This is a genomic window from Ideonella flava (assembly GCF_051857595.1).
In the GTDB taxonomy this organism is placed as follows: Bacteria; Pseudomonadota; Gammaproteobacteria; order Burkholderiales; family Burkholderiaceae_C; genus Ideonella.
In genome coordinates this window covers 422,562-434,720 of the sequence record NZ_JBPZHD010000002.1, presented here as the reverse complement: position 1 = coordinate 434,720, position 12,159 = coordinate 422,562, and the positions used below count along the sequence as shown (strand labels likewise).

At 70.8% G+C, this 12,159-nt stretch carries 6 protein-coding genes; 4 read left to right on the top strand and 2 right to left on the bottom strand.

Annotated features, from left to right (window positions below; all coding sequences use genetic code 11):
* Entirely contained in the window at positions 1–1,308 is a 1,308-nt protein-coding gene (locus ACS5PM_RS05680; protein ID WP_439386383.1) for an ATP-binding protein, read from the top strand.
* Between the two features lie 23 nt (positions 1,309–1,331).
* Here ACS5PM_RS05680 and pbpC read toward each other — a convergent pair whose 3' ends face one another.
* Together pbpC and ACS5PM_RS05670 are read right to left on the bottom strand one after the other, a co-directional pair.
* A complete protein-coding gene (pbpC, locus tag ACS5PM_RS05675) occupies positions 1,332–3,533 on the bottom strand; it encodes a penicillin-binding protein 1C (RefSeq protein ID WP_439386381.1) in 2,202 nt (733 codons plus the stop codon).
* Entirely contained in the window at positions 3,530–9,655 is a 6,126-nt protein-coding gene (locus ACS5PM_RS05670) for an alpha-2-macroglobulin family protein (RefSeq protein ID WP_439386379.1), read from the bottom strand. Before ACS5PM_RS05670 ends, pbpC begins: the two co-directional genes overlap by 4 nt.
* A 142-nt stretch (positions 9,656–9,797) precedes the next feature.
* On the opposite strand from ACS5PM_RS05670, the gene ACS5PM_RS05665 reads away from it, so the two are divergent.
* The 3 genes from ACS5PM_RS05665 to ACS5PM_RS05655 are packed head-to-tail and all read left to right on the top strand — an operon-like array spanning position 9,798 to position 12,095.
* Positions 9,798–10,217, top strand: a complete 420-nt coding sequence (locus tag ACS5PM_RS05665; RefSeq protein WP_439386377.1) for an ArsR/SmtB family transcription factor — start codon at positions 9,798–9,800, stop codon at positions 10,215–10,217.
* Entirely contained in the window at positions 10,214–11,293 is a 1,080-nt protein-coding gene (locus tag ACS5PM_RS05660) for an SRPBCC domain-containing protein (RefSeq protein WP_439386374.1), read from the top strand. The genes ACS5PM_RS05665 and ACS5PM_RS05660 overlap by 4 nt, the downstream gene beginning before the upstream one ends.
* Positions 11,294–11,324: 31 nt before the next feature.
* Complete coding sequence (locus ACS5PM_RS05655; protein WP_439386372.1) at positions 11,325–12,095, top strand: VOC family protein; 771 nt, start codon at positions 11,325–11,327, stop codon at positions 12,093–12,095.
* The last annotated feature ends 64 nt before the right edge of the window (positions 12,096–12,159 follow it).

Below are 12,159 nucleotides of genomic sequence, written 5' to 3'. Positions count from 1 at the left end.
TTGGCCACCCACATTTCGCAGCGCCGCGGGGCCATCCTGCAGGCCTGGCGCAAGGCGGTGACCGCCGATCCCACCCTCACCTCCGGTGCGTCTCTTCCCCGCGCCCAGCTTCACGACCACATCCCGGCCCTGCTCGTCGACTTCGAACAGAGGCTGACCGCCGCGAGTTCCGGCCAGGCGGCGGACGCCAGGACGGCCGACGCCAAGGACGCGCGCAAGGTGCAGAAGGGGGACGCCGCCGCCCACGGCCTGCACCGATGGCAGCAGGGCTTCGACCTGGCGGAAGTCACGCGAGAGCTGTCGCAGCTCAACGAGTGCGTGGTGGTGGAACTCGATGCCTATGCGCTGGCGAACCCGCGGCTCGATCCCGGCGTGATGCCTTCGGCGCGGAAGATCTGGGCACAGCAGTTCGGCGCCGCCATGGGCGCCAGCACTTCGCAGTACTTCCGCCTGCAGCAGCTCGAGGCCCACAGCCACATCAAGGACCTGGAGCACGCGCTGGAAGCGCTGCGCGAGCTGGAGCAGAACCGCGCCCACCTCTGGCAGCAGGCCGCGCACGACCTGCGGGGCAACCTGGGCGTGGTCGCGAACGCCACCGCCGGCCTGGCGTCCCCTAATGCATCCGACCTGGCCCGGGCCAAGTTCCTGCGCATGCTCGACCGCAACGTGACCGCCCTGCGGCTGCTGCTGAACGACGTGACGAGCCTCGCGCGCCTGCAAGGCGGGCAGGAGCATCGCCACGCCGAGGAGATGGATGCGGCCGCCGTCCTGCGCGACGTGTGCGAGGGCCTGCAGGCCTCCGCGCAGGAGCAGGACCTGTACCTCCGTTTCGACGGCCCGGCCGCGCTGTGGGTCGAAGGCGATCCGGTGAAGACGCGACGCATCGTCCAGAACCTGGTGCTCAACGCCATCAAGTACACCGACCAGGGCGGCGTCACCGTGAGCTGGGGCGACAGCGTCGGCGGCGACGCGGAGCGCTGGTTCGTGCAGGTGAAGGACACCGGCCCGGGCTTCCACGCCGGCCCCGGGTCGCAGCTGGCCGGCGCGCTGGAAGAGGCGACCGACCAGGCCCGTCAGATCTCGACGGACGCCGCCCAGGGCGAGGTCACCCATGCGGACGGCCGGCTCGCCGAGACACGTCCACTCGAGCGTGGCGACTTGCGCCCGGTCCACCAGAACGCCGGCGAAGGCATAGGGCTGTCGATCGTCAAGCGTCTTTGCGAGCTCCTCGACGCCACGCTGGAGGTCGAGTCCAAGATCGGCGTGGGGACGAGCTTTCGGATCGTGCTGCCACGGAAGTACGCCTGACGGCGCTCGGATCGCCAGGCCGGTCAGTCGGCCAGAAGCCCCGGCGGGGCCTGCCCTGCCCGTGCCATCCGGCGGTCGGCGCCGCGGGTGCGCGCCCCCCGGACCTCGAAGCTCAGCGTCTCGCGCACCGAGCCGTTCTCGTCCACCAGATCCAGCCGATGCAGGCCCGGCCAGGGCAGCACGTGCCTGGGCGTCGCGGGTCCTAGCACACGCTTGTCCAGACGCCAGCGCCAGCCCGCAGGCAGCGGGCGCGCTGCGGCGATGCGCAGGCGTTGCGCGGCGGGGGGGATGTCGGGATCGAGCGCCAGCACGGTGCCGTCGATGGGGGCAGCGATGAGCTTGGTGGACGGCGCGGCAATGGCGCGCTGCAGGCGGGCCTGCTCGGTGCCGGCGAGGAACCACTCGGCGCGCGGCGGCTCCATGGCCGCTTCGTATCGCACGGCCTGTCGCACCAGGCCGGGCGGTGGCGGCGGTGAGCTTTTCGCCGTCCGGGCCGCCGCACCGGCGCCCTCTTCCCGCCGCATGAGTTCATCCACCACCCCCCGCCACACCGGCGCCGCGCCGCTGGTCCCGGACACGTCCGCCATCGGCTGCCCGCTCGCGTTGCCGACCCACACCCCCACCGTGTAGCGCCGGGTGAAGCCGACGCACCAGTTGTCGCGCATGTCCTTGCTGGTGCCGGTCTTGACGGCCGCCCAGCGGCGCGCGGCAAGTGCGTTGTCGAGGCCAAAGGTGAGAGCGCGCGCCTCGCGGTCGGCGAGGATGTCGGCCACGATGTAGCTGGCGGCGGCGTCCATCGCGGCCGTCGTCGAAGTCGGGCGAGGCCCTGCCGGCTGCAGCCGCCAGGGACCGGTGCGGCCGCCGTTGGCCAACGAGCGGTAGGCGTTGGTCAGGGCGGCCAGGGTGACCTCGGCGGAGCCCAGCGCCAGGCTGTAGCCGTAGGTGCCGCCGCTGGCGCGCAGGTCAAAGCCCAAGGCCTGGAGGCGCTGGTGGAAGGCCTCGGGCGAGACGGCCACCAACGTGCGCACCGCCGGCACGTTGAGCGAGCTGGCCAGTGCCGTACGCACCGAGACCGGGCCTTTGAAGCCGTGGTCGTAGTTCTCGGGGATGTACAGGCCGCCCAGCGTCTCCAGGCCGAGGGGCGAATCGTCCAGCAGCGAGGCGGCGGTGAGCCAGCGTTGCTCGAGCGCGAGTTCGTAGAGGAAGGGCTTGAGGGTCGAGCCGGCCTGGCGGCGCGCCAGCACGCCATCCACCTGCGGTGCGCGCGACCAGTCCGCGCCGCTCGATCCCACCCACGCCAGCACCTCACCGGTGGCGTTGTCGATCACCATCACCGCCCCGTCCTCCACCTGGCGGCCGCTGAGTTCCGCGAGCTGTTGGCGCAGGGCATCGCGCGCCACACGCTGCAGCCGCGCATCGAGCGTGCTGGGCACGCGCGGGCGCTTGTCACCCGGGAGCAGTCGCTGCGCAACGTGCGGCGCGATCTGCGCGTCTGGCTCCAGCCGCATGGCGCTCTTGCGTGCGAGGGCGAGCGCGGCCAGGCCTTCCAGGCCCTCGCAGCCCAGGCGTTGCGATTGCAGGATGCCGCAGGCGCGCTGGGACACATTGCTTGCCGGCGCGTTGGGTGCCCGCAGCAACGCGGCGGCGAGCGCGGCCTCCTGCGCGTCCAGCCCGCTCGGGTGCTTGGCGAAGAGCGTGGCGGAGAGCGCGCCTATGCCGACGAGCTCGCCGCGGAAGGGCACGAGGTTGAGGTAGGCCTCGAGGATCTGGTCCTTGCGCCAGTGGCGCTCCAGCTCCCAGGCACCACCGGCCTGGGCGAGCTTGGCGGCGAAGCTGCGGCCGCCCGCGCGACTGGCGGCGTCGGCGTCGAGCAGGCCGGCCAGCTGCATGGTGAGCGTGGAGGCGCCGCGCGTGCGGCTGTTCCACAGGTTGCCGAAGGCGGCCGCGCCGACGGCCGGCCAGTCCACGCCGCTGTGCTCGTAGAAGCGTTTGTCTTCCGAGAGCACGAGCGCCGTGCGCAGCGCAGGCGACACCTCGGCCAACGGCACCCAGTCCAGCCGGCGCACGCTCGCGTCGGTGCGCAGGGTGTGGATGGGCTCGCCGTGGCGATCCAGCAGCACGCTGTCGGACGGGCGGTACTGCGCCCTCACCTGCTCGTAGCGCGGCAGCTCGGCCGCACCCGCCGAGGCGGCCAGCAGCGCAACGAGCAGGAGCGCCTTCTTCACGGCTTGACCACCAGCCTGGCGTTGGGCGATTCGCCGAACATCTCCGGCGCGTACATCGCCTCGACCCGCGTCTGCGGCAGGCCGAAGTCGCCGGTGTTGTTCAGGCGCAGCGTGTACTCCAGCGTCAGCGGGCCCTTGGGCAGGTAGCGGTAGTAGGCGCGGAAGGCCTCGAAGCTGCGCTCCTCGTAGGCCAGCCAGCCGCGATCGTCCCGCCGTTCGCCTTCTGTCTGCAGTGCGCTGTCGCGGCCGAGGCCGCTGCCGAGCAGCGTGGCGCCGGCGGGGATGGGGTCGCTCACCACCACCCAGGTCATGTCGGCCTGGGCGTCGATCTGCAGGGTCACGCGGACCACGTCGCCGCGGCTCGAGGAACCCTTGGCCTTCTGCTCGACCGGCGTCACGGTCTTGGTGATCCGATAGCCCGCCGAGAAGGGCTGCACGACGGGCACGGCGGCCTTGGACACCACCGTCATCCATGGCTTGCCGGTGCCTTCGTGCACGACCTTCAGGTCCCCAGCCGACAGCGGCGCGGACGCCCCACCAAGCTTCGGCACCGGCCACCCCATCGCCAGCGTGCCGCCCTGCGGTTGCGCCGCCCAATCCAGCGATTGCGGCTTGCCCGCGTCGAAGCCCGCCGTCGTGCGGCCGCCAACCGCCTCGCTCTCGAAGCGGCGCGAGAAGGCCTCGACCGCCAGCACGCCCCAGGCGTTGGCCGGCGTGGTGGACCAGTGGCCGAACTGCTGGCGCTGCAGCGCACCGGCCACCAGGCGCGGCACGTCGTCCTTCCACGCCGGCCGCTCGTTCACGGCCAGCAGCAGGCGCACGGCGTTGACATCGCCGTTGGCCATGAGCCACCACCAGTTGTCGTCGCGCTCGGTGGAGAAGCCCATCCGCGTGCCCTGCAGGTTCAGGCGCGCACGCAGGATGTTCTCGGCCTCGCCGATGCGCTTGTCGCGCTCGGGCAGCGCGGGCGTGCGGTCCAGCAGCATCAGCCAGTCGATCACCGCGCCGGTGGGCCACTGGTTGGGCAGGATCTGCAGCGATTGCAGCTGCCGAGGCTGCACCTTGCCGTGGCGCGACAGGGCTTCGAGCGCGGCGAGCTTGCGCACGTCCAGGTCGCCGTTGCGCAGGGCCGAAGGAACCCAGAAGTTGCGCTTCGTCCGTCCCTCGACGAAGGCGGCGAGACCCGCCTCCATGCGGCTTCTCGCCTCGTCGGGGATGGTGAAGTCGCTGCCGGCCTCGGCGCTGAGCGAGAGCAGGTAGGCGGTCAGCGTGTCGCTGCCGTCGTGGTTGGCGCCGGCGCGCGGCGGGAAGTAGTGCGCCAGGCCGTCCTCGTCCAGGTACAGCGGCAGCTTGTCCATCAGCGCCCGCCAGCGCTCGGCATCGCGCAGGCCGATGGCCACCGAGGCCTGCTGCTCCAGGCAGGTCCACGGGTAGCGTGAGAAGTACTCGCGCACGCCGGGCAGGCCGTCGGCGAGCCTGGGCTTGAGGGCGACGCTCACGCCGCCGCGCATCGCGCCCTTGTCGTCGCGTAACGCCGTCTGCGGTGGCGCAACGGGCACGGAGGCGGACTTGTTCTCCAGCTGCGCGAGCGTAGCCTGCTGCACCGTCACCGGCACGGCCTCGGCCACCTTCTGGCTGAGCTTCATGCGGTCGCGAGCCGCGGGGCCTTCCGCACTGATCGTCCAGTCGACGTTCCTGGCGTTGTAGGGCGCCTGCACGTCCCATGCGGCTTCTTGCGCGCCGCCGGCATCGATGCGCAGCTTCTGCGGCGCCAGGGCCTGCGTGCCCTCGCTGCTCGCGAGGTTGGCGGCGACGTTGACCTCCATCGCCTGCGCCGTCGTGTTGCGCACCGTCACGCTGGCGCGGTAGCGGTCACCCTCGCGCACCATGGGCGGCAGGCCGGAGACGATCTGCACGTCCTGCGTGCTGCGGATGCTCACCTGGCCGGTGCCGAACAGCGACGCGTTGGCGCCTTGGACCACATCCGCCACTGCGACGATGCGAAAGCTCGTCAGCGCATCGTTGAGCGGGACGGTGAGCGTGGCCTGGCCATTGGCATCCAGCACCACCCGCGGGTTCCACAACAGCAGGGTGTCGAAGAGCTCCCGGGTCGGGAAGGCACCGCCGCCCCCACCCGCCGGCGCCGCCTTCTTGCCGAAGTGGCGCTTGCCGATGATCTGCATCTGCGCGGTCGAGGTCTCCACGTCGTAGAGGCGGCGGCGCACCATGGCCGAGAGCAGGTCCCAGCTGTCGTTGGGCATCAGCTCCAGCAGGGCCTCGTCGACAGCGGCCACCGCCACTTCGGTGCCAGCCGGCGCCGGCTGGCCGTTGGGCAGGCTCACCTTGAGCCTGACCTGCGCATTGGCGCGGATCGGGTAGGCCGGCTTGTCGGTGCTCACCTCGACCTTGAGCTTGTGGCCGGCGATGCCCACCGCGATCTCGGCGATGCCGTACTTGAAGGCCGGCTTGGACAGATCGACCATCGCCGTGGGCGGCTGGTAGACCTGCCCGTCGCCGCGCCACTGGCCCCACCACTCGCCAGGCGTCTTCCAGCCCCATTGGAAGAAGGAGTACCAGGGCACCTCGCGCAGGCGCCCGCGCACGGCCAGCACCGAGACGTAGACGTTCGGCCCCCACTCGGCCTTGACCGGGAGCTCGATGGTCGGATCCTTGCCGTTGAGCTGCACGGTGCGCGTTTCAAGGATGCCGTTGCGCTCTATCGCCACCAGCGCCGTCGCGCTGCGGAAGGGCATGCGCACCTGCAACCTCGCCGTCTGCCCGGGCTCGTACGAACGCTGCTCGGGGATGACGTCCATGCGGTCGTCGTTCTCGCCGCCGAACCACAGCTCGCCCTGGCTCGTCACCCACGCACCCGCCGCGGCGCGTGCGGTGTGGCCGGCGGCGTCGGTGGCGCTGGCGATGAGCTCGATGTCGCCGGCCTCCTTCAGCGCCACGTCGCACAGCAGGAGCCCGCGTGCATCGGTGTTGCCGCGGCAGACCTCGCCGAGGTCCTGTTCGGCGCGCTCGTTGTCGTAGGCGTAGAAGCCTCCCACGAGCCGCCGGCGCGTCGACTGCGTCTTGTGCAGCAGCGCGCGCAGCGTGACCGCCTGGTTGGCGACCGGCTTGCCGGCGGTGTCCAGCGCCAGCACCTGGGTCGGCAGCTTCTGCCGCACCGAGACCCAGCGATCGGTCTTGACCCCGAGCACCACCGCCGCTGGCCAGACGGGCAGCGTCTGCGTCAGGCTCTGGATCTCGCCGTTGGGATCGGCGTAAGTCGCCTGCAACAAGAGCTCCGAAGCCTTCTGCACCGTGGGCAGGCCGGTGAGCTTGACGCTGCCGGCGCCGTTCTTGTCCAGCGTGACGGCGAGCTTGTCGGCCACGAGCTTCGCGTCCGGACCGCCCTGCGAGCGAACGCTGCGCTCGTCGTCGTCCTCGTCGACGTAGTCTTCCTCGGTGAACGCGGGCTGGCCGGCACTGCGCGGTTCGCGCGGCGGGTCGAAGCGGAAGCCTGGCCAGGCCTCGGCGCGTTGCGACAGCGCGCCCGTGGCCGGCCGCAACTGCGCCGAGACCTTGACCTCCAGCCCGGCCGCACCGCCGCCGTTGCCATAGCTGACCTGCACGCTCAGCGGCAGCTCGGGCGGGCTGATGAGCGCGCCCTTGGGCGGCACCAGGCGGCCGGTCATCACCGGCAGGCGGAACTCCTCGACACGGAAGGCACCCGTGCGCACCTGCAAGCCCCTGGCGCCGGTGAGCATCACCGCGTACAGGCCCAACCGTGCATCGCGCGGCAGCTCGAAACGGCTCTCGGCATAGCGGCCGTCACGCCATTCGAGCGGGAAGTCGAAGTGCTGGCCCGAGCCCTGGTGCTCTATGCGCAACTGCGTGGGCAGCGTGCCGGCCAGCGGCAGCCCGAGGCCGGCCAGTTGCTCGTTTCGGGCAAAGTGCTTCATGGACACCGTCTGGCCGGCGCGCAGCAACGTGCGGTCGAGCACCGTGTGCAGGCGCTGGGCCCGGGACGCCTCATCGCTATAGCGGCCGCCATAGCCGAGGTGGAAGCGCCAGGCCTCCAGGCCCTGGTTCCAGGTCGACCAGACGAAGGCCAGGTCGGGCTGGCCGGTGGCCGGGTCGCGCTGGCGGGCGCTGACGAAGTAGCCCGCCTCGCCTGCATCCTCGCCGTGGCAGGTCTCCCAGTTCAGCTGGGGCAGCACCTGCTCGATGCGCGCGAAGCCCTGCGCATCGGTGACGCCCTTCCACTTCAGCTCGCCGAGGCAGTCGGACACCTGCACCTGCGCGCCGGCCACCGGCTGCGCCTTGTCGAGCGTGGTCACCCAGACGCCCGAGTTGACGGCGCCCCACTTGAAGTGAACGCCCAGATTCGTGACGAGCGCGGCGGTGCGGACGTACATCGGTGCATCGCGATCCAGCAGCGAGCGACCCAGGCGCGGCGACTCGATCTCCACCACGTGCAGGCCCGGCTCGGCCAGCGGGATGCCGATGACCTCGAAGGGGCGCTGGTCCTTGGCGTCCGTGGGCGGCAGGGCCAGGCGGCGGGCGGCTTTGTCGGTGGACAGCAGGCTCACGGCGCGGGTCTGCACATCGCGGGTCTCGTCCAGGCCGCCCTCGCCTTCTTCGCCCTCGCCTTCTTCTTCGCCATAGCGCTTCGCGGGCCGCGCGGGCTTCTGCTTCGCAGGAGGCGGCGGCAGCTTGATGCCGAGCTCGGATTCCACGTCCGCACGCGGCAGCACGTTCTCGTGGTACCGGCGGACCTTGGCCAGCCAGGCGATGATCTGCTGGTCATCCGTGACCTTGAGGTCGCGCACTTGCCCCGGGCTGGCCGTGACGTTCGCGCCCTTCACCACCAGGTCCGGCTCGACGTGGCGCACGGTCACCGGAAGCATCGGCTCGTCGTGCAGCTCGAGCACGCCGAAGGGCGAGGCGGCGAACTTCGCCAGCGGCGGCGCGGCGGCCGTGCGCACGGTCAGCGGAAAGAGACTGGCATTGACGAGCGTGCGGCCCGCGTCGTCCTTCAACGCCGCCGGCAGCTCGATGCGCAGGGCCACGCTTTCGGGCAGCACCGTCTTCCATTGCACGGCGCTCACGCCCTCTTCGGCGCGGGCCTTCTCGGCATCCTTGACCTCGCCCTTGGCGCGGCCGATGAGCAGCAGGAAGCGGCGCACGCCGCGGTCCCAGAACGACAGCAGCTGCTCGGTCTGCTCGCCGCGGCCCGTCTCCACCTGCGGCGCGAGTCGCTCGCCGCCGGGCGTGACGAGCACGATGCGCTCGGCCACGCCGCGCGGCACGGGCGACGAGAACTCCAGCCGCAGCGGACGGATGGGCATGCAGTCGGCCCGCGCGTTCTCGCGCTCGCAGGTGAAGCTCGCCGTGAAAGGCGGCCGCACGGTGTAGGCCAGCCGCTTGTCCGCCGAGTTGGGTACGCCCGATGGCGTGGCGATGCCCTTGGCCCAGACGACTTCGACCTTCGCGCCTGGAGGCAAGGGCCGCGCGCACTTCACGGTGGCTACGCGCTCGCGCTGGGGCTGCAGCTTGACGGCCTTGAGGATCTCGTCGCGCACCGCGCCTTCGATGACTTGCAAGGGCAGCTTCTCGCCGACGGCCGACGACTGGCAATGGCCGAAGCGCTGGATGCTTTCGGTGGTGGCCGGGCCGTTGAGCACGAGCGCGAAGACCTGCTCCTCCTCGATGCGGCTGCTGCCGTCGTCGCTGGCGTAGGGATAGGCGCGGACCACCGACGGACCGCCGGTGCTGAAGTCGAAGCGTGCCTTGCCGCTGGCGGCCGAGCCGGCGAGCGCTTGCAGGCCCGGCTTGAGCGACAGGCTGCATGCGGTACCGGCCGGCACGTCGACCTTGAAGTCGAAGACCCAGGTCTTGTCGTCCACCCAGCGGCCGCTGCCCGGCGTGGGACAGTGCAGCTCGAAGGGCGCCGGCAGCCTGGGGTCGCCGAAGCGCACCATCGGCTCGGAGAAGGTGGCGCGCACCTGCCGGATCTGCGCGACCTCGCCCTGCGGCGAGAAGGTCTGGACGGTGAAGGCCTGGGCCGTTGAAGCGAAGAGTGTGGCCGCGAGGGCCAGCGCCAGGGCGACGCTGCGGTGGTTGGCGATCAAGGCGTTCTCCCCCTTCTGGTGGCCGCGGATCATGCCCGAGGGCGGTCCGGACGTGAAGAAACTCGGGCCGCTCAACCCATCTGGCAGGGGTGCACTCAACGAGTGCCTTGACTTTCATTTAACCTGATCGTTAAATGAAGACATGCCCGCTGCCTCTCACCTCGCCGACGACGCGCTGAGCGCTGCATTCGCCGCCCTGGCCGACCCGACGCGCCGCGCCATCCTGGCCCGGCTGGCGCAGGGCCACACCCACGTCGGCGAGCTGGCCCAACCCTTCGCGATCTCCGCGCCCGCCATCTCGCGCCACCTGAAGGTGCTGCAGGAGGCGGGGCTCATCGAGCGGGAGGTCGATGCACGCTGGCGCATCTGCCACCTGCGCCCGCAGGGCCTGCAGGCCGCGCACGACTGGCTGGCGCAATACCGCGCCTATTGGGAGGCCAGCCTCGATCGCCTGGCCGAGCTGCTCGAGAACCAGCCCACCCCGGCGCCGCGGCGCGGCACCGCCTCCACCCCCACCCCGCCGCCGGTCCGAAGGCGGCCCCTGAAAAGGAAACCGCGATGAAGACCGAGACCTTCGAACTCAAGCTCAACCGCTTCTTCCGCGCCCCGCGCGAACGCGTGTACGACGCCTTCGTCAAGCCGGAGCTGATGAGCGCCTGGCAGTGCCCGCGCGGCATGTCGGTGGTCGAGGCCAGCTCCGACGCGCGGGTGGGTGGCTCCTACCGCGTGCAGATGCGCGCCCGCGACGGCACGCGCTTCGACGTCGGTGGGCAGTACGTCGAACTGGACCGCCCGGCCCGCCTGTCCTACACCTGGGCCTGGGAAGGCGGCGGGCCCATGCCCGAAGGCATGCAGACGCTCATCGAGATCGACCTGGTCGAGCGTGACGGCGGCACCGAGCTGCGCATGCTTCACACCGGCTTCCCGAGTGCCGAACTGCGGGACAACCACGTCCACGGCTGGAGCTCGTGCTTCAACCGCCTCAACGATGCACTGGATCCGAAAGGCACGGCCGGCACGCTCACCCTGCTCGGCAGCCCGCTCAGCAGCTATGTGCGCACCGCCCGAATGGGCTTTGCCGAAAAGGGCGTGGCGATCACACTGCAACCCGTCAAGCCGCACTCGCCCGAACTGCTGGCGGTGCACCCCTTCGGGCGCATGCCGGCCTTGCTGGATGGCGAGATGGCGATCTGGGAGACCAGCGCCATCCTGCGCTTCGCTGACGAATCCTTCGGCGACGGCCCGCTGCTGACCCCGGGCCGGATCACCGACCGGGTCCAGTGCGAGCAATGGGTGAGCGCAGTCAATTGCTACCTCTACGACACCATGGTTCGCCGCTACGTGTTGCAGTACCTGTTCCCGAAAGAAGGGAACCAGCCCGACCGCGGCGTGATCGATCAAGCCGTGGCCGAGATGCCCGCGCAACTCGCCGCCCTCGAGAAGGCCTATGGCTCGCGCGACTGGCTGGCCGGCCCTCGGCTGTCGTTCGCCGACCTCTTCGTCGCCCCCATCCTCTTCTATGTCGAGCAGTTCCCCGAAGGTAGGCGCCTGCTGACCGACATGCCCGCCATCCGGCGCGCGCAAGCCGTGATCCGCCAGCGGCCGAGCTTCGTTTCCACCGCCCCTCAACCCGCCTGATCCCGCCTCACGAAGGCCAGAAAGGACACGCATGGACAAGACCCCGCGCATCCCCGGCAAGTTCATCTGGTTCGAGCACGTGTCGAACGACCTGCAGAAGGCCCGCGCCTTCTACGAGCCGCTGTTCGGCTGGCACGCCGAAAGCATGCCCCTGGGCGACGAGCCCTATCACATGCTGCTCAACGGCGAGCAGGGCATAGGCGGCCTCACCAAGGCCCAGGCCGGCGAGCCAAGCCACTGGATCAGCTACATGTCCGTCGCCGATGTGGACGCCGGCGTGAAGGCCGCCACTGCCGCCGGCGCCAAGGTGACGATGCCGCCCACCGATTTCGCCCCCGTGGGCCGCGGTGCCGGCCTCACCGACCCGACCGGCGCCGCCTTCTGCCTGTGGACGAGCACCAAGGGCGACGAGGCCGACAGCGACGTGCCGGTCGGCGGCTTCGTGTGGAACGAGCTGTCGACCACCGATGCGAAGAAGGCGCTGGCCTTCTACGAGAGGGCCTTCGGCTACAGCCACGACACGATGGAGATGGGCGGCGAGATCGGCCAGTACCACATCCTCAAGACGACCGATGGCAAGGGCCGCGGCGGTGTCTTCCAGCCGGCGTCGCCCATGCCGACGATGTGGCTGCCCTACGTGCACGTGCCCGACTGCGACGCCTCAGTGGCGAAGGCGCAGAAGCTCGGCGCCCAGCAAGTGGTCGTGCCGCCGAGCGACATCCCCGGCGTTGGCCGCTTCGCCATCGTGATCGACCCGCAAGGCGCGCCGATCGCGATGCTCAAGCCACAACCGACAGAGTAGCGACCGAGGACCCAGCCGCTGGCACGACCGCCGGCTCGGGTGTAGGCTGCCCTCGCGGGCCCGC